Origin of the sequence: Lentzea sp. NPDC005914, assembly GCF_040629405.1 — a bacterium.
In the GTDB taxonomy this organism is placed as follows: domain Bacteria; phylum Actinomycetota; class Actinomycetes; order Mycobacteriales; family Pseudonocardiaceae; genus Lentzea.
Genome location: NZ_JBEXVQ010000050.1, coordinates 23,831 through 39,807, shown reverse-complemented (window position 1 = coordinate 39,807; position 15,977 = coordinate 23,831). Strand labels below are relative to the sequence as shown.

17 protein-coding genes and 1 other RNA gene are annotated in these 15,977 nt (G+C 68.0%); 12 read left to right on the top strand and 6 right to left on the bottom strand.

All coding sequences use genetic code 11. The annotated features are described in order from the left end of the window. The first annotated feature begins 200 nt into the window (after positions 1–200). The 5 genes from prfB (at position 201) to ABZ345_RS42815 (ending at position 4,448) form a co-directional block, all read left to right on the top strand. The gene (prfB, locus tag ABZ345_RS42835) at positions 201–1,304 is read left to right on the top strand and encodes a peptide chain release factor 2 (RefSeq protein ID WP_359860736.1); all 1,104 of its coding nucleotides are present in this window, start codon (positions 201–203) and stop codon (positions 1,302–1,304) included. A 177-nt stretch (positions 1,305–1,481) separates the two neighbouring features. After that, entirely contained in the window at positions 1,482–2,171 is a 690-nt protein-coding gene (ftsE, locus tag ABZ345_RS42830) for a cell division ATP-binding protein FtsE (RefSeq protein ID WP_359860734.1), read from the top strand. A gap of 40 nt (positions 2,172–2,211) precedes the next feature. Beyond that, positions 2,212–3,114 carry a permease-like cell division protein FtsX gene (ftsX, locus tag ABZ345_RS42825; RefSeq protein ID WP_359860732.1) on the top strand — a complete coding sequence of 301 codons (903 nt, stop codon included), beginning with the start codon at positions 2,212–2,214 and terminating at the stop codon, positions 3,112–3,114. 30 nt (positions 3,115–3,144) lie between these two features. After that, positions 3,145–3,621, top strand: a complete 477-nt coding sequence (gene smpB, locus ABZ345_RS42820; protein WP_359860730.1) for an SsrA-binding protein SmpB — start codon at positions 3,145–3,147, stop codon at positions 3,619–3,621. Further along, complete coding sequence (locus tag ABZ345_RS42815) at positions 3,621–4,448, top strand: amidohydrolase family protein (protein WP_359860728.1); 828 nt, start codon at positions 3,621–3,623, stop codon at positions 4,446–4,448. Before smpB ends, ABZ345_RS42815 begins: the two co-directional genes overlap by 1 nt. Here the strand turns inward: ABZ345_RS42815 and ABZ345_RS42810 are convergent. Together ABZ345_RS42810 and ABZ345_RS42805 are read right to left on the bottom strand one after the other, a co-directional pair. After that, positions 4,433–5,074 carry a response regulator transcription factor gene (locus ABZ345_RS42810; protein WP_359860726.1) on the bottom strand — a complete coding sequence of 214 codons (642 nt, stop codon included), beginning with the start codon at positions 5,072–5,074 and terminating at the stop codon, positions 4,433–4,435. The two genes, ABZ345_RS42815 and ABZ345_RS42810, sit on opposite strands and share 16 nt — an antisense overlap. After that, positions 5,062–6,291, bottom strand: a complete 1,230-nt coding sequence (locus ABZ345_RS42805) for a sensor domain-containing protein (protein ID WP_359860724.1) — start codon at positions 6,289–6,291, stop codon at positions 5,062–5,064. Before ABZ345_RS42805 ends, ABZ345_RS42810 begins: the two co-directional genes overlap by 13 nt. 130 nt (positions 6,292–6,421) lie before the next feature. Between ABZ345_RS42805 and ssrA the strand changes: the two genes are divergently transcribed. Beyond that, positions 6,422–6,799: a transfer-messenger RNA gene (ssrA, locus tag ABZ345_RS42800) on the top strand. Between the two features lie 179 nt (positions 6,800–6,978). On the opposite strand, the gene ABZ345_RS42795 is transcribed toward ssrA, so the two are convergent. After that, positions 6,979–7,425, bottom strand: a complete 447-nt coding sequence (locus ABZ345_RS42795; RefSeq protein WP_359860722.1) for a hypothetical protein — start codon at positions 7,423–7,425, stop codon at positions 6,979–6,981. A 70-nt stretch (positions 7,426–7,495) separates the two neighbouring features. Between ABZ345_RS42795 and ABZ345_RS42790 the strand changes: the two genes are divergently transcribed. Together ABZ345_RS42790 and ABZ345_RS42785 are read left to right on the top strand one after the other, a co-directional pair. After that, positions 7,496–8,458, top strand: coding sequence for a GlxA family transcriptional regulator (locus ABZ345_RS42790; protein ID WP_359860720.1), 963 nt, complete (start codon positions 7,496–7,498; stop codon positions 8,456–8,458). A gap of 42 nt (positions 8,459–8,500) precedes the next feature. Further along, the gene (locus ABZ345_RS42785) at positions 8,501–9,139 is read left to right on the top strand and encodes an HD domain-containing protein (RefSeq protein ID WP_359860718.1); all 639 of its coding nucleotides are present in this window, start codon (positions 8,501–8,503) and stop codon (positions 9,137–9,139) included. Here ABZ345_RS42785 and ABZ345_RS42780 read toward each other — a convergent pair. Next, positions 9,114–10,040 carry a saccharopine dehydrogenase NADP-binding domain-containing protein gene (locus ABZ345_RS42780; protein ID WP_359860716.1) on the bottom strand — a complete coding sequence of 309 codons (927 nt, stop codon included), beginning with the start codon at positions 10,038–10,040 and terminating at the stop codon, positions 9,114–9,116. The two genes, ABZ345_RS42785 and ABZ345_RS42780, sit on opposite strands and share 26 nt — an antisense overlap. A 53-nt stretch (positions 10,041–10,093) precedes the next feature. Here ABZ345_RS42780 and ABZ345_RS42775 point away from each other — a divergent pair, with 53 nt between their 5' ends. Genes ABZ345_RS42775 through menC form a run of 4 tightly spaced genes read left to right on the top strand, consistent with a single transcriptional unit; the run spans position 10,094 to position 14,288 of the window. Continuing rightward, positions 10,094–11,038: a helix-turn-helix domain-containing protein gene (locus tag ABZ345_RS42775; RefSeq protein WP_359860797.1), complete on the top strand. Its 945-nt coding sequence runs from the start codon at positions 10,094–10,096 to the stop codon at positions 11,036–11,038. A 28-nt stretch (positions 11,039–11,066) separates the two neighbouring features. Further along, positions 11,067–12,476: an amino acid permease gene (locus ABZ345_RS42770; RefSeq protein ID WP_359860714.1), complete on the top strand. Its 1,410-nt coding sequence runs from the start codon at positions 11,067–11,069 to the stop codon at positions 12,474–12,476. After that, positions 12,466–13,188, top strand: a complete 723-nt coding sequence (locus ABZ345_RS42765) for a hypothetical protein (RefSeq protein ID WP_359860712.1) — start codon at positions 12,466–12,468, stop codon at positions 13,186–13,188. The genes ABZ345_RS42770 and ABZ345_RS42765 overlap by 11 nt, the downstream gene beginning before the upstream one ends. Then, positions 13,185–14,288: an o-succinylbenzoate synthase gene (gene menC, locus ABZ345_RS42760; protein ID WP_359860710.1), complete on the top strand. Its 1,104-nt coding sequence runs from the start codon at positions 13,185–13,187 to the stop codon at positions 14,286–14,288. The genes ABZ345_RS42765 and menC overlap by 4 nt, the downstream gene beginning before the upstream one ends. On the opposite strand, the gene ABZ345_RS42755 is transcribed toward menC, so the two are convergent. Next, positions 14,273–14,875 carry a hypothetical protein gene (locus ABZ345_RS42755; RefSeq protein WP_359860709.1) on the bottom strand — a complete coding sequence of 201 codons (603 nt, stop codon included), beginning with the start codon at positions 14,873–14,875 and terminating at the stop codon, positions 14,273–14,275. The two genes, menC and ABZ345_RS42755, sit on opposite strands and share 16 nt — an antisense overlap. Beyond that, positions 14,872–15,954, bottom strand: a complete 1,083-nt coding sequence (locus ABZ345_RS42750) for a macrolide family glycosyltransferase (RefSeq protein ID WP_359860707.1) — start codon at positions 15,952–15,954, stop codon at positions 14,872–14,874. Before ABZ345_RS42750 ends, ABZ345_RS42755 begins: the two co-directional genes overlap by 4 nt. Between the last annotated feature and the right edge of the window lie 23 nt (positions 15,955–15,977).

Here is a 15,977-nt window from a genome sequence, read left to right as displayed (position 1 = left end):
CCGGTCGCTTCCGGCGTCCAGTAGGGCACCTCGCGGCGTCGGCCCCGCGCCCCCACATGTCCAATATGAGGACGCGGGGCCGACACCACGATGCACCCACCTGGACGTCGAAAGCGCGCGACGCCAGCCCGTGGCCACCGTGCGGACGCCAGCGAAGCACCGGTCGTGAACTGCGACCGGTGCTGGCGTAATCTTTTTGCGTGAACCCGGACGTCGAAGCAGACATCAAGGACCTCTCCGCCACCCTTTCGAGCATCGAGGCGGTGCTGGACCTCGATGCGCTGCGCGCCGCTGTCGCGGACCTGGAGGAGCAGGCGGCCCGCCCGGACCTCTGGGACGACCAGGAGAAGGCGCAGAAGGTCACCAGCCAGCTCTCCCACAAGCAGGGTGAGCTGCGCCGCGTCACGGGCCTTCGCGAGCGGCTCGACGACCTTCCCCTGCTCTACGAGCTCGCCGAAGAGGCCGAGGACGCGGACGCGCAGGCCGACGCGGACAACGACCGCGCCAAGCTGCGCGAGGAGATCGCGAGCCTCGAGGTGCGCACGCTGCTGTCCGGCGAGTACGACGAGCGCAACGCGCTCATCACCATCCGTGCCGAGGCCGGTGGCGTCGACGCCGCGGACTTCGCCGAGATGCTGCTGCGCATGTACTCGCGCTGGGCCGAGCGGCACAACTACGGCGTCGACGTGTTCGACACGTCCTACGCCGAAGAGGCCGGCATCAAGTCCGCCACCTTCCGCGTCAGCGCGCCGTACGCCTACGGCACGTTGAGCGTCGAGCAGGGCACGCACCGTTTGGTGCGCATCTCGCCGTTCGACAACCAGGGCCGCCGCCAGACGTCGTTCGCCGGCGTCGAGGTCGTGCCCGTCGTCGAGCAGACCGACCACGTCGAGATCGACGAGAAGGACCTGCGCGTCGACGTCTACCGCTCGTCCGGCCCCGGTGGCCAGGGTGTCAACACGACCGACTCGGCGGTGCGCCTCACGCACATCCCGACCGGCATCGTGGTGTCCTGCCAGAACGAGCGCTCGCAGCTGCAGAACAAGGCCACGGCCATGAACGTCCTGCAGGCCAAACTGCTCGAGCGCCGCAGGCAGGAGGAGCAGGCCAAGATGGACGCGCTGAAGGACTCCGGCTCGAGCTGGGGCAACCAGATGCGCTCCTACGTGCTGCACCCGTACCAGATGGTCAAGGACCTGCGGAACAACCACGAGGTCGGCAACCCGTCGGCGGTGCTGGACGGGGAGATCGACGACTTCCTCGAGGCCGGCATCCGGTGGCGCAAGCAGTCCCAGCAGGGCTAGTCAGAGCGATCTGAGGCGAAGGGCACGTTCGGACCACCAAAGGGCCCCGAACGTGCCCTTTCTTCGACCCGTTGTGGCGGTTCGACCACGCCGTGTGGAGGGTCGGGGCCGCCCTTCCGGTGCCGGAAGTTAACCGGAACGGGGGCTTTACCGCGGCCATGGGTAGACTCGCGCCTCGTGATTCGTCTCGAACACGTTTCCAAGGTCTACAAGACCTCCACGCGTCCCGCGCTCGACGACGTGTCCGTCGAGATGGAGAAGGGCGAGTTCGTCTTCCTGATCGGGCCTTCGGGGTCCGGCAAGTCGACGTTCCTGCGCCTGCTGCTGCGCGAAGAGGTGCCGACCAGGGGGCGCGTCTACGTCTCCAACTTCGACGTCGCCAAGATGTCGCGGCGCAGGGTCCCCCGCCTGCGTCAGTCCATCGGCTGTGTGTTCCAGGACTTCCGCCTGCTGCCCACGAAGACGGTTGCCGAGAACGTGGCCTTCGCGCTGGAGGTCATCGGCAAGCCTCGCAACACCATCGTCAAGGTGGTGCCGGAGGTGCTGCAGCTGGTGGGCCTCGACGGCAAGGAGGACCGGTTCCCGACCGAGCTCTCCGGTGGTGAGCAGCAGCGTGTCGCGATCGCCCGTGCGTTCGTGAACAGGCCGCTGGTGCTGATCGCCGACGAGCCGACCGGAAACCTGGACCCCGACACGAGCCAGGACATCATGTTGCTGCTGGAGCGGATCAACCGCACCGGCACGACCGTCATCATGGCCACCCACGACCACGGCATCGTCGACTCGATGCGGCGCCGCGTCGTGGAGCTGGCGTTCGGCAAGGTCGTCCGCGATGACGCGCGCGGTGTTTACGGCGTTGGCCGCTAAACACTCCTAGTCCCCGACCCCCAAGGAAACCCCGCCCCCGATGCGTACCAGCTTCGTGTTCAGCGAGGTCGTCACCGGACTTCGCCGGAACGTCACGATGACGATCGCGATGATCCTCACGACCGCCATCTCGCTCGGGCTGCTCGGCGGTGGCCTGCTCGTCGTCCGCATGGTCGACAAGATGCAGGCCAACTACGCGGGCAAGCTCGAGGTCTCCGTGCTGCTGACCAACGACGTCAGCGCCAACGACAAGGACTGCACGCAACAGCCGTGCGCCGGTCTGCGCTCCCAGCTCGAGCAGACCTCCGGCGTCGAGACAGTGGTGTTCCAGAACCGCGAGGAAGGCTTCGAGCGCTTCAAGCGGATCTTCGAGGCCCAGCCGGAGCTGCTCAAGCTCGCGCGGCCGGAGGCCATTCCGGCGACCTTCCGCGTCAAGCTGGAGGACCCGGAGCGCACCGACGTCATCAAGCAGGCCTTCGAGGGCAAGCCGGGCGTCAAGGGTGTCGACGACCAGGGCAAGTTCCTCGAGCGGTTCTTCGAGGGCCTCAACGGTCTGCGTGACGTCGCCCTGATCCTCGCGCTCATCCAGGCGTTCGCCGCACTGCTGCTGATCTCGAACACCATCCAGGTGTCGGCGTTCACCCGCCGCGTCGAGGTCGGCATCATGCGCCTGGTCGGCGCGACCCGGTGGTACACGCAGCTGCCGTTCCTCATCGAGGCGGTCGTCGCGGGCATCATCGGCGCGGTCTCCGCGGTCGCCGGCCTGGTGCTGTTCAAGGCGTTCTTCCTCGACCGGATCACCAGGAACCTCACCGAGTCGGGCATCATCCCGCCGATCGGGTACCTGGACATCCTCATAGTCTCGCCGTGGCTGTTCCTCGTCGCGATCGTCATCTCGGCGACCACCGGCTACGTGACACTGCGTCTCTACGTGCGGCTTTAACGGCTGGCACGACCACGTAAAGTTGTCGCCATGGTCAAGGAACGCGGGCAGAAGGTCATCGCGTCGAACCGCAAGGCTCGGCACGACTGGGCCATTCTGGACACCTACGAGGCGGGCATTCAGCTCGTCGGCACCGAGGTGAAGAGCCTGCGCATGGGACGGGCGTCCCTCGTGGACGCCTTCGCCCAGGTCGACGACGGCGAGATCTGGTTGCACGCGCTGCACATCCCGGAGTACGTCGCGGGAACCTGGACGAACCACGAGGTCCGGCGCAAGCGCAAGCTCCTGATGCACAAGGCGGAGATCGAACGGCTGATCGGCAAGACCAAGGAGTCCGGTCTGTCGCTCGTCCCGCTGCAGATGTACTTCAAGGACGGCTACGTCAAGGTCGAGATCGCCCTCGCGAAGGGCAAGAAGGCCTACGACAAGCGTCAGGACATCGCGAAGCGCGACGCCAACCGCGAGATCGCGAAGGCGCACGGACGGGCGTTGAAGGGTCGTTACTGATGGCCTTGGTGGACGTCCACGTCCACTTCATGCCGCAGAACGTCCTCGACAAGGTCTGGGCGTACTTCGACCGCGTGCGCGAGTCCGGTGTCGACTGGTTCATCCAGTACCGCACAGACGAGGACGCCCGGCTCACCGCGCTGCGGGAGCTGGGCGTCGTCGCGTTCGCACCGCTGGTCTACCCGCACAAGCCGGGCATGGCGGAGTGGCTGAACGAGTGGGTCGCCGACTTCGCGGTGCGAGTGCCTGAAGCTGTCCACACGGGCACGTTCTACGCGGAACCCGGTGCGGACGCCTACGTGCGCAAGGCTCTCGACGCCGGCGCGCGGTGCTTCAAGTCGCACGTCCAGGTCGGCGCCTACGACCCGCGTGACGAGCTGCTCGACGGCGTCTGGGGCCAGCTCGCCGAAGCCGGTGCACCGGTGGTCGTGCATTGTGGCGAGGGCCCGTATCCCGGCGAGTTCACCGGGCTCGGCATCTTCGAAGAGGTCCTGAAGAAGCATTCGCGGCTGACGGCGGTCATCGCGCACGCCGGGATGCCGGACTACCTGAGCGCGCTCGACCTGGTCGAGCGCTACGAGAACGTCCACGTCGACACCACGATGGTCGGCACGCCGTTCAGCGAGCAGATGGTGCCGCTGCCGGACGGGTGGGCTCAGCGGATCGCCGGACTGGCGGACCGGGTCGTGCTCGGCAGCGACTTCCCGAACATCCCGTACCCCTACGAGGTGCAGCTCGACGCGATCCGGTCGTGGGGTCTGGACGCCGCCGCCGAGCAGGCGATCCTGCACGACAACGGCGCCCGTCTGCTTCAGCTGTCGAGGTAGGCCAAGACCGCGCGCACGCGACGGTGCTCGGAGTTCGACGGCTCCAGGCCGAGCTTGGCGAAGATGTTGCCGACGTGCTTCTCCACGGCGCCGTCGGACACCACGAGCGTCGCGGCGATGGCCGTGTTGGACAGTCCCTGTGCCATCAGCCCGAGCACCTCGCGTTCGCGGGGCGTCAGCGACTCGACGGGGCTCTTCTTGCTGCGCACCATGAGCTGCGTGATCACCTCGTGGTCGATGCTCGTGCCGCCGTCAGCGACCCTGCGCACCGCGTCGACGAACTCCTTCACGTCCGCGACCCGCTCCTTGAGCAGATAGCCGACGCCACTGGCACCGCCCGCGAGCAGCTCCACGGCGTAGCGCTCCTCGACGTACTGCGAGAGCACCAGCACCGGCAGCCCGGGGTAGCGGCGGCGGCACTCGATCGCGGCGCGCAGGCCTTCGTCGGTGAACGTCGGTGGCATCCGCACGTCCACCACGCACAGGTCCGGTTTGTGCTCGGTCACGGCGTCGAGCAGCCTGTCGCCGTTCTCCACCGCCGCAACGGTTTCGATGCCCTCGTCGGCGAGCAACCGCTGGACGCCCTCCCTCAGCAGCACCGAGTCCTCGGCGATCACCACGCGCACGGCAACTCCGCTCGAATAACGGTCGGCCCACCGGTGGGGCTGACGACGACAACCACACCGTCGATCGTGGCAGCCCGGTCGGCCAGACCGGCGAGGCCGCCGCCCGGCTTCAGCTCGGCGCCGCCCTGACCGTTGTCGGTGACCTCGACCAGCACGCCCGTCTCGACCCGGTTGACCTTCACGGTCGCCCTGGTGGCCTGGGAGTGCTTCGTGATGTTCGTGAGCGCCTCGCCGACGGTGAAGTACGCGGCGCTCTCGACCGCTGTCGGCGGGCGCGGATTCACGTCGACGCTCAGCTCGACCTCGATCGGCACGCGCGCGGCCAGCGCACTCAGTGCCGCGTCGAGACCGCGGTCGCCGAGCACGGACGGGTAGATGCCCCGCGCCAGGTCCCGCAGCTCCCGGATGGCTTCCTTCGCGTCCGCGTGCGCCTCGGCGATGAGCACCGCCGCACCTTCCGGGTCGGTGTCCATTTTGGACTTCGCCCGGCCCAGACCCATCGCCACCGCGACAAGTCGTTGCTGCGCGCCGTCGTGCAGGTCGCGTTCGATGCGCCGGCGTTCCGCCTCGGCCGCCTCGACACCGCGCGCCCGGCTGGACTGCAGCCGCTCCGCCTCGATCGCCAGCGCGTCGGCACGCGTCGGCCCGAGCATGGCGCGCGCGAACCTGCCGTGCAGCGCACCCAGCCACTTCGTGCCCATGACCGCGAACGGAATGAGCGCCAGCCCGATCGCCGCGACCGGCAGCGCCGAGTAGAACGAGTCGATCGTCCAGAACTCGCCCACGATGACCGCGAACGGCGCCTCGCCGATCCAGAACGGCACGGCCACGAACGCCGCCGCGACCGCCCACATCGTGATGAACGAGGCGAACTCCAGTGCCCCCACCGGCACCAGCAACGCCAGATAGCCGAAGTCACGCCACGTCGCCGGATCGGTGAACTGGTGCTTCCACCTCATCAACGGCGACCCGTCGATCTTCTCGCGGTACGGCCGGGGAATGTCCGTGCGCAACGCCACCCTGACCCACGCCCGCTCGACGGACGCACCCGCGCGCCCGACGTTCATCGCGAGCCAGAGGATCGGAACACCGACCCAGAGCAGCGACGTCGCGAACCCGACGACAGTGAGAACGAGAGTGAGGGTGAACCAGAAGATGCCGGTCACCAGGTGGGTCAGCAGGTAGAACCCGGCTGCGAGCGCGTTCGGTTTCCTCATGCCGTCCATCGTGTCGTTCCCGCTGGTCAGGGACCATCTGGCTAGCTATGCGGTCCGGGGTGGGGACAGCCCTACCTGCCTCGGGAAGAACTGGTTGGCCCCGGTCGTTATGCTATGCGTACCACTACAAGGGGGTGAACGGTTTCGACTGTGGACGTTGATTCAGGGGAAGCGTGCCGGTGCAGGCGAGAGACCACCGTTAAGCGTCATCGCAAACCAATAAGCGCCACGTCTAACGACACGCGCACCGCGTACGCTCTCGCTGCCTGACAGCAGAGCTAGCGGTTGTCGGCCTAGGAGCGCCTTCGGCCTAGTTCCCGGCATCAGCTAGAAGGCTTACCAGCAGTCTCGGTCGCGGAGACTGTTCGGGAAACTCACAGCGACTGGGCCTGTCACATCAGCTCGTTCGCATGACTGATGGGGCCAAGTAGAGACAGAGCGGACTGCGCACGGAGAAGCCCTGATGAACCGCCACAGGACCCGGGTTCGATTCCCGGCACCTCCACTCGGCCGAAGGCTGTTCGCAGCCTTCGGCCGCTCCCTTTCTCGTTCCGGGTGTCTTCTGGGGGCCGAGCCCCCAGACCCCCGCCGGGGGGTCCCCCGGACCCCCGACCGTGGTCACCTTGAGTGGATCCCCATCGGGCCAGCCTCCGGACCTCCAAGAGGTCCCGCTTGCTTGGGGTGGGGTTAGGGGCAGCTGGTTTCGTAGTAGTAGCAGTCGACTGTGCGGACGATCTGGTGGTCGATGTCGCGGACTGTGATGCGGACGAACTCGATTCCGCCCGGGGTGGACGTCGTGAGCGAGAACGGCTTCATCTGCACGACGGTGGAGCCCTTGCCGCGCTGGTCCGCCTGGGCCCACACCTGCCCGGTGACCGCCTTGTTGCCCTGGCGTCCCGTCAGGGTCACGTCCGCCCACTCGCCGGCCGTGGCGGAGAGGGACGGAGTGGTGACCGACACCGTCCGGCGTGAGGTCGACCAGGCGAAATTGCCGTTTCCGCTGGCGGCCAGCACGCCCGAACTGTGGAACACGTTCACCGCGTAGCCGGTCGATGCCGAGGCCACGCCCGTTGTGGTGGCCGCCAGTGCCACCACGGCCAGCAGTGTCACGCCGATTTGAGTGAAGATCCGCATGGCGGCACTGTGCCCGGCGGACCTTGCACGGTTTCTGCAATGCGCAGGTCAGGTCATGCATGATGGAGGCGTGGTCCGCAAGATCGTCTTCCTCGTGTTCGACGGCATGAAGATGCTCGACGTCACGGGGCCCGCGGAGGTGTTCGCGGAAGCCGGCCTCGCCGGGGCCGATTACACGATCGGGTACGTCTCCGCGTCCGGCGAGCCGGTCATGACGTCAGTCGGGATCCACCTGCCCGTCGACTCCACCGCGGACGACGTGGCCAAGGCCGACACCGTCATCGTGTCCGGCGGCGACAAGCTCGCCCGTGAGCCGATCCCGACCGATCTCGTCGAGGCCGTCCGGGTGCTGCAGAAACGTGTGCGGCGGCTCGTGTCGATCTGCACCGGGTCGTTCGCGCTGGCCGCGGCCGGGGTGCTGAGCGGGCGGCGGGCCACCACGCACTGGCGGGTCGCAGATCGGCTCGCGCGGGCTTACCCGGACGTGCAGGTGGAGCCTGACGCGCTGTTCGTCGAGGACCGCGGCGTGTTCACGTCGGCTGGGGTGTCTGCGGGCATGGACCTGGCGTTGGCGCTGGTCGAGCAGGACTACGGGCCCGACCTGGCGCGGACGGTGGCGCGCAACCTGGTGATGTTCATGCAGAGGCCGGGCGGGCAGTCGCAGTTCTCAGCGCCGTTGCAGGTCAGGAGGCCGCGCACGCCGGCGTTGCGGGAGGTGGTGGACCTCGTGTCGGCTCAGCCCGCGTTGGACCACAGCGCGCGCACGCTGGCGGCGAGAGTGGGCGTGAGCTCGCGGCACCTGGCGAGGTTGTTCGCCAGCGAGTTGGACACGACGCCTGCTCGGTACGTGGAGCAGGTCAGGCTCGATCACGCCAAGGCGCTCTTGGACGCCGGGCACGGGGTGGCGCAGACGGCACGGGAAGCCGGGTTCGGGAGTTCTGAGACGATGCGGCGGGTGTTCGTGGGGCGGTTCGGGGCGTCGCCGAGCGAGTACCGGGCGCGCATGTCCACATCTGTGGGCAAGGGGTCCTGATTGACGGTGGGAGCCTGGTCGCCTCGGGTCGAGCATGGAAGCATGGCTGAAGTAATTGCTGGTGTGGAGATTCCCGGCACGGAATTGGTGCGGGCGGCGACGTCATTGGTCCGCAAGGTCACCGACGACACGTTGTTCCACCACTCGCGCAGGGTTTTCCTGTGGGGCGCGTTGAAAGCGAAGGCGCGGGGACTGGACATCGATCCGGAACTGGCTTACGTGGGCGGGCTTTTCCACGATCTGGGGCTCACCGAGTTCTACGGGTCGAAGGATCTGCGGTTCGAGATCGACGGTGCTGAGGCCGCGCGGACGTTCCTTCTGGAGCACGGGCGGTCGGAGGAGGACGCGCGCACGGTGTGGCTGGCCATCGCGTTGCACACGACGCCGGAGGTGCCGCTGCATCTCGCGCCCGAGGTGGCCGCGATCGCGCTCGGCGTGAAGACCGACGTGCTCGGCATCGGACTGGACGAGCTCACCGAGGAGCAGCGCGCGGAGGTGGTGGCCGCACATCCCCGGCCTGACTTCAAGAACCGCATTCTCGAGGCGTTCTACGCAGGCATGGCGCACCGGCCGAGCACCACCTACGGGACGATGAACGACGACGTCCTCGCCCACTTCGACCCGGAGTTTCAGCGGACGGACTTCGTCGACCTGATCAAGGGCAGTGCGTGGCCTGAGTGACGTGCTCGGAGAGGGCGTCGAGGAAGTCGCGGGCGTCGAACATCGCCCCCGCCGAGGCCACGCCGGTGACTGCGAAACGGCCGGACAGCAGGCGGCCGACGGCCTCCACGGCCAGAGGAGCGGTCACGGCGTAGATGTCCTGACCGGTGACGGTCACGCGCCGTTCCTCGCCATCGCGCCGGACGACGACGTCCACCTCGAACGTCTCGGCGTCCTCACGTGAGGCAGCGGCGCGCATGTCGTTGACGGCACTCACGGACATGTACGTCGTAACGGCGGGAGCGGCGATGTGGCTTGGCACGGTCACCACGTCGGCCATCGTGAACTCGGCGATGACCTCACGTGGTCCGGACGGGAAAGCCCAGGTCACGACCGACGGCGAGTCGTCGTGGTACTCCAGCGCGCCGTCGCGGAACCGCACGCTGTGGCCACCACGGCGGTCCCGGGAGACAGCGCCAGCCTCGAGAGTGCCCGCGCTGGGCTGCCAGCCGGACAGGCCGTAGGCGACGTGGACCTCGTCGGCGGAGGCCCAGTCGCCCATCGCGGCGGTGACCAGCAGGTCACCGAGGCCGCCGAAGAACGCCATGGCGGGCACGACCGGAATCGAGGCGCCGCGAGCGAACGTGTCGGCGTTCGCCTCGATCTCGGCGGCCACGTCCACGTACGGGATGCCCGCGCGTTCGGCCGCGGCGATCAGCGGTAGAGCCGTCACCGCGAACGGACCGGCCGTGTTGATCACCGCCTGAGCGCCCGCGAGAGCCCGGTCGAGCGCGGCCGGATCGTCGGCCGTCGCCTGCGCTCGCCCGAACGGCATCGGTTCGAAGCCGCGCTTCTCCAGCTCTGCCACCACAAAGCGGCCAGTCAGTCCGGAAGCGCCGTACACCGCGATCTTGTGTCCCATGTGGACCATCAAAGCGTCGAACCGGAAAACGAACTAGTGTCTGAAACGACATGATGCGTACAGTTTCGGACATGCTCGCGTTCGCTGTGACCGACGGGATGCTCCACTTCGAGCTCGCCGCCACGTACGAGATCTTCACCGCCCCGCAGCTCGACTACGACGTCAGGATCTGCGGCACCGGTCCGGTGCGCGTCGGCCGGTTCACGATGGAGCCGGACATGGCCCTCGACCAGCTCGACCTTGCCGACACGGTGATCGTTCCCGCCATCGCGGACGTCGACCAGGAGATCTGCTTGGAGCTCGTCCAAGCGGTCCGGGCGGCGCACGACAAGGGCGCGCGGATCGTGTCGCTGTGCACGGGCGCGTTCGTGCTCGCGGAGGCCGGGCTGCTCGACGGGCTCAAGGCGACGACGCACTGGGCGCACACCGACGTGCTGGCCGAGAGGTATCCGCGCGTCCAGGTCGACCCGGACGTCCTCTACGTCGACAACGGCCAGGTGCTGACGAGCGCGGGCAAGGCGGCGGCGATCGACCTGAGCCTGCACCTGATCCGCAGCGATCACGGCACCGCGACGGCCAACACCGCGGCACGGCGCCTGGTCGTGCCACCGCATCGCGACGGCGGGCAGGCGCAGTTCGTGCTCGCGCCGGTGCCGTCGGAGGAAGGTCATCCGCTGACCGAGCTGTTCGACTGGACGAGCAAGCGGCTCGACCAGATGCTGACGGTGGAGGACATGGCGCGCCAGGCGAACATGAGCTCGCGCCACCTCGCCCGGCTCTTCAGGGCGGTCACGGGCACCACGCCGTTGCAATGGCTGCACACCCAACGGATCCGGCGCGCCCAGGAGCTGTTGGAGATGACCGACGACAGCGTCGACCTGATCGCGGAGGCGTCCGGCATGGGCACCGCCACGACGTTGCGCAGGCACTTCCACCGAACGGTCGGTGTGCCACCGGATACATATCGCCGCACGTTCCGCCCGGTTGGTGGCCGATAGCTGCCTGACGGGCAGTTATGTTGTCCGGATGAGCAACGAACAGCGCATCGGGGCGCGGGTGTTGCGGCGCAAGCCGATCGACCAGCTGACTCACCCTGGCAGCGAACTCAAGCGCACCATGGGTGTGGGCCACCTCACGATGATCAGCATCGGTGCCACGCTCGGCACCGGCATCTTCGTCGTGCTGGGGGAGGCTGTGCCGCTCGCCGGTCCCGCGATCGTGGTGTCGTTCATCCTCGCCGGCATCACCGCGTTGTTCTCCGCGCTGTCGTACGCCGAACTCGCGGGCCTCATCCCCGCGTCCGGCTCGTCGTACTCCTACACCTACGCGACGCTCGGCGAGATCGTCGCGTGGGTCTGCGGGTGGTGCCTCGTGCTGGAGTACGGGGTGTCGGTCGCGGCGGTCGCGGTCGGGTGGGGGCAGTACGTCAACGAACTGCTGCACCTCGTGACCGGCCTGCGGATTCCGGACGTGCTGAGCCAGCCACCGGGCTCGGGCGGGATCGTCAACGTCCCGGCCGTGCTGGTCGTGGTGCTCTCGATGTTGGTGCTGCTCGGTGGTTCCAAGGGCAGCGCGCGCACGAACACCATCCTGGTGTGGATCAAGGTCGGCTCGCTGCTGATGTTCTGCGCGGTCGCGTTCACGGCGTTCAAGGCGGGCAACATGCAGCCGCTGTTCCCGCTCGGTCTCGCGGGCATGAGCGCCGGCGCGGCCACGTTGTTCTTCTCCTACATCGGGTTCGACGCCGCGTCGACCGCCGGCGAGGAGGCCAAGAACCCGCAGCGCGACCTGCCGCGCGCGATCATCCTGTCGCTGGTCGTGATCACCGCGCTGTACTGCGCCGTCGCGCTGGCCGCCGTCGGTGCGATGCCGTGGCAGTCGTTCGAGGGCACGGAAGCCGCGTTGAGCCGGGTGCTCACCGACAACGTCAGCGGTGCGATCTGGCCGATCCTGCTGTCGATCGGTGCTGTGGTGGCGACGACTTCGGTGGTGCTGACCGTCCTCTACGGACAGACGCGCATCCTGTACGCCATGTCCCGCGACGGGCTGGTGCCGTCGATCTTCGCCAGGCTCAGCCGCAACGGTGTGCCGTTCGTGAACACCCTGGTCGTCGGCTCGTTCATCGCCATTCTCGCGGCGCTCGTGCCGCTGGGGTCGCTGGCCGACGCGACCAGCATCGGCACGCTCTTCGCGTTCGCGCTGGTCAACATCGCGGTGATCATCCTGCGTCGCACCGAACCGGATCGGCAGCGCACGTTCAGGGTGCCGTTCTCGCCGGTCACGCCGGTGATCGGCCTGGCGTTCTGCGTCTACATGATGTTCAGCCTCGGGCTCGACACGTGGATCGCGTTCCTGTCCTGGATGGTGCTCGGGTTCGTCATCTACTTCGGTTACAGCGTCAGGAAGGCACGCCTTGCGGTTCCACGTGATCAGTGACGTTCCGGGCATCGCCCGCGTCGCCGCCTACTACGCCGAGGTCTGGGAGACGACCGAGGACGTGCTGTCGACGGAGACGCTGCACTGCATCCGGCACGCGGGTGGCGCGACGATCGGGGCGTTCGAGGGCGACGAGCTGATCGGTGCCACGACCGGGCTGTTCTGCCCGGACGGATCGGTGTACTCGATGATCGCCGCGGCACGGTCCGGCGTCGGGCATCCGTTGAAGCTGGCGCAGAAGGACTGGGCGGTCGGGCTCGGCGCGAAGTCGATGCGGTGGACCTACGACCCGCTGGTCTCGCGCAACGCCCGGTTCAACCTGGTCAAGCTCGGAGCGGTCGTCACCGAGTACACAGTGGACTTCTACGGGCCGATGCGCGACGGCGTGAACGACGGCGACGAGAGCGATCGCCTGACCGTGCAGTGGGATCTCACTCAGGCACGAGAGCCGAACGAGTCCGAGCCGGCGGGTGAGGTCCTGTCGGTGGCGCCGGACGGGGAACCGTTGGCGCGCACGGACGGCGAACGGATCTGGTGCCGGGTGCCGCGCGACGTCGTGGAGGTGCGCAAGGAGTCTGCTGCGCTCGCGAAGCAGTGGCGAGAGGCGGTGCGCGGCGTGTTCGTCGACGCGTTCGAGCGGGGTTACGTGGCGACGTCGATGTCACGGGATGGCTGGTACGAGTTGGTGCGCCAGAAGGAATCAGATCAGTGAAGATCGAACGGGTTGAGCTGCTGCACGTCGCGATTCCGCTTGTGTCGCCGTTCCGCACGTCGTTCGGGACGATGACGACCAAGGACACGTTCCTGCTGCGGGTCGTCACGGACTCGGCGGAGGGCTGGTCGGAGTTCGCGGCCGACCCGGAACCGCTGTACTGCTCGGAGTTCGTCGGCGCCGCGGAGCTCGTGCTGGACCAGCACCTCGTGCCACGGGTGACGCCCGAGGTCACGGCGGCCGAGGTCCAGTCGAGAACGCATGCGATCAAGGGGCACAAGCTCGCCAAGGCGACGCTGGAGACCGCGATCCTGGACGCCGAGCTGCGGTCGTACGGGATGTCGATCGGCACGTTCCTCGGTGCCACGGCGGACAAGGTGCCTTCCGGGGTGTCGGTCGGGATCAAGAACTCGATCCCCGAGCTGCTCAGCGACGTCGAGGGCTACCTGGCCGAGGGCTACGCGCGGATCAAGCTCAAGATCGAACCGGGCTGGGACGTCGAACCGGTGCGGGCCGTGCGCGAACGGTTCGGCGACATCCTGCTGCAGGTCGACGCGAACACCGCGTACACGCTGGCCGACGCCGAACACCTGCGCCGGCTCGACGAGTTCGGCCTGCTGCTCATGGAACAGCCGCTGGAGGAGGACGACATCCGCGGCCACGCGCTGCTCGCCGAGCGCGTCCGCACGCCGATCTGCCTCGACGAGTCGATCACGTCGGCCAAGGACGCGGCGACGGCGATCGCGCTCGACGCGTGCCGGGTCATCAACATCAAGCCCGCACGGGTCGGTGGCTACCTGGAAGCGCGCAGGATCCACGACGTCGCGGTCGCGCACGGAATTCCGGTGTGGTGCGGCGGAATGCTGGAGACCGGCATCGGACGCGGGCCGAACCTCGCGTTGGCCGCGTTGCCGGGATTCGTGCTGCCGGGCGACGTGTCCGCGTCACGCCGGTACTTCGCGGAGGACCTGACCGAGCCGTTCGAGCTGAAGGACGGCTTCATGCACGTGCCGACCGGGCCGGGCATCGGGATCGAGCCGATTCCGGAGACGCTCAAGCGCTTCACCACGGCGACGAAGGTGCTCTACGCCAACGACTGAAGCTCGCGCGCGAGGTTGATCCGCGCGGCGGCGTCCCACAACTGCCGCGCGGGTTCGGTCACGTACAGGTCCTCCCGGTCGAGCAGGGTCTTCAGCACCCCGGCCCGCCCCGCTCGCCAGAGATCGTCGTCGTACTGCGAGTACTCCTGGCGCACGGCCTGGCTGTAGCGGTCGTAGTGCTCGGGTTCCGCGCCCAGGATGGCGAGGTCGGCGTCGAGCAGGACGTGGGCGAGCGGGTCGTCGGACGAGTGTGTGATCGTGGCCAGCACCAACGACTCCACGCGGAGGATGTCCTCTTCTTCGAGCCCTGTCAGGCGTTCCCGCGCCCAGGCGGCGGAGGCGCGTTCGTCGTCGCCCGGTTTGCTGTCGTAGATCACGTCGTGCGCACAGGCGGCCAGCGTGAGGATCGCGCGCTCGTCCGTCGTGAACGTGAACGCGTCGGCCAGCGCCCACGAGTCGCGGACGACGGAAGCCACGTGGAAGGTGTTGTGGTACGCCCGATGCGGCTCGGAGTAGCGCTCGACCAGGTCACCCGCGTCCGGTGCTCCGCCGAGCGTGCGGACCGCGTCTTCCCAGATCCGTCTCACCGCGCCAGTTCCTCCTCGACCACGTCCGCGGCGAACGCGCTGCCGCCCGCCTGGTGAATCATCCGCCGCATGTCCTTCACCCGCGCGGAAATCGCGGAGTCGGACACCAGCTGACTCACCAACGAGCGCACACCCTCCTCGGTCACGGTGTCGAGCACGACGCCGAGCCCGAGCTCCTCGACGCGCTGGCCGTTGAGCTTCTGGTCGGTCATGCGCGGCACGACGATCATGGGGACGCCGTGGTGCAGCGCCTCCATGACGCCGCTCAGTCCGCCGTGCGTGACGAACACGCTGGCGTGCTCCATCACGGCGAGCTGCGGGACGTCGTCGTGCGCCTCGACGTTCGGTGCCGGGTCCGCGACCTTGCCTTTTGTGACAAGGTGCCACGGCATTCCACGGGCCGCATCAGCGCACGTCTGCGCGTCGATCGTGGCGAGCACCACGGGTGTGTCGCCCGGCGGCGTCCAGGTGCCCTGGAACTTCCGCTCGGTCAGGCACGGGCCGGCGAAGGCGAACCTCTCGTCGAACGTGTCGCCCTCCGGCTGGAACTCCCTGGGGAACAAGGCGATCCTGCGGCGGGCGCCCGAGACGAACTCCGGCAGTGAGCTGCCGACGAACTCCTGGACCTTCGTGAAGAACCGGATCGCCTCCGTGTCGAACGTGCGCGCGGGCACCACCGCAGCGCCGAGCGACCAGTGCGAGTTGCTGGTCAGCAGGCTCTCCACCAACAGGTTCGGCACGCCCAGCCTGCGCGCGATCACGCCGCCGGCCCAGGCCGCGATGTCCCACAGCACGATGTCCGGCGGGTCCTGCCGGAACACCGGTTCCAGCTGCGGCAACGCCGACTCCGCCTCGACGAGTGCGAGCTGGGCCGCGTCGTAGAGGGACTCCGGCAGCTCGCTGGGAAGCGTTGTTCCGCAAGGGATCGCGGTCGCGCCGCACTCGGTCACGGGCACGGCGAACGCGGCCGGGACCGGGCAGCTCACGCGGTGGCCGCGGCGCACGAGCTCAGCGATCATCCCGAGCGCGGGGAGGACGTGTCCGCGCTCGGGCATGAGGAAGATCGCGATGTGCGCCATAGCTGAGATTAACGTTGTTCGAT

What these genes read in the sequence shown, in the direction of transcription:
- ftsX (WP_359860732.1), top strand. Translation starts at nt 2,212, where the DNA reads ATGCGTACCAGCTTCGTGTTCAGCGAGGTCGTCACCGGACTTCGCCGG.
- smpB (WP_359860730.1), top strand. Translation starts at nt 3,145, where the DNA reads ATGGTCAAGGAACGCGGGCAGAAGGTCATCGCGTCGAACCGCAAGGCT.
- ABZ345_RS42815 (WP_359860728.1), top strand. Translation starts at nt 3,621, where the DNA reads ATGGCCTTGGTGGACGTCCACGTCCACTTCATGCCGCAGAACGTCCTC.
- ABZ345_RS42805 (WP_359860724.1), bottom strand. Translation starts at nt 6,291, where the DNA reads ATGAGGAAACCGAACGCGCTCGCAGCCGGGTTCTACCTGCTGACCCAC.
- ABZ345_RS42795 (WP_359860722.1), bottom strand. Translation starts at nt 7,425, where the DNA reads ATGCGGATCTTCACTCAAATCGGCGTGACACTGCTGGCCGTGGTGGCA.
- ABZ345_RS42785 (WP_359860718.1), top strand. Translation starts at nt 8,501, where the DNA reads ATGGCTGAAGTAATTGCTGGTGTGGAGATTCCCGGCACGGAATTGGTG.
- ABZ345_RS42780 (WP_359860716.1), bottom strand. Translation starts at nt 10,040, where the DNA reads ATGGGACACAAGATCGCGGTGTACGGCGCTTCCGGACTGACTGGCCGC.
- ABZ345_RS42775 (WP_359860797.1), top strand. Translation starts at nt 10,094, where the DNA reads ATGCGTACAGTTTCGGACATGCTCGCGTTCGCTGTGACCGACGGGATG.
- ABZ345_RS42770 (WP_359860714.1), top strand. Translation starts at nt 11,067, where the DNA reads ATGAGCAACGAACAGCGCATCGGGGCGCGGGTGTTGCGGCGCAAGCCG.
- ABZ345_RS42750 (WP_359860707.1), bottom strand. Translation starts at nt 15,954, where the DNA reads ATGGCGCACATCGCGATCTTCCTCATGCCCGAGCGCGGACACGTCCTC.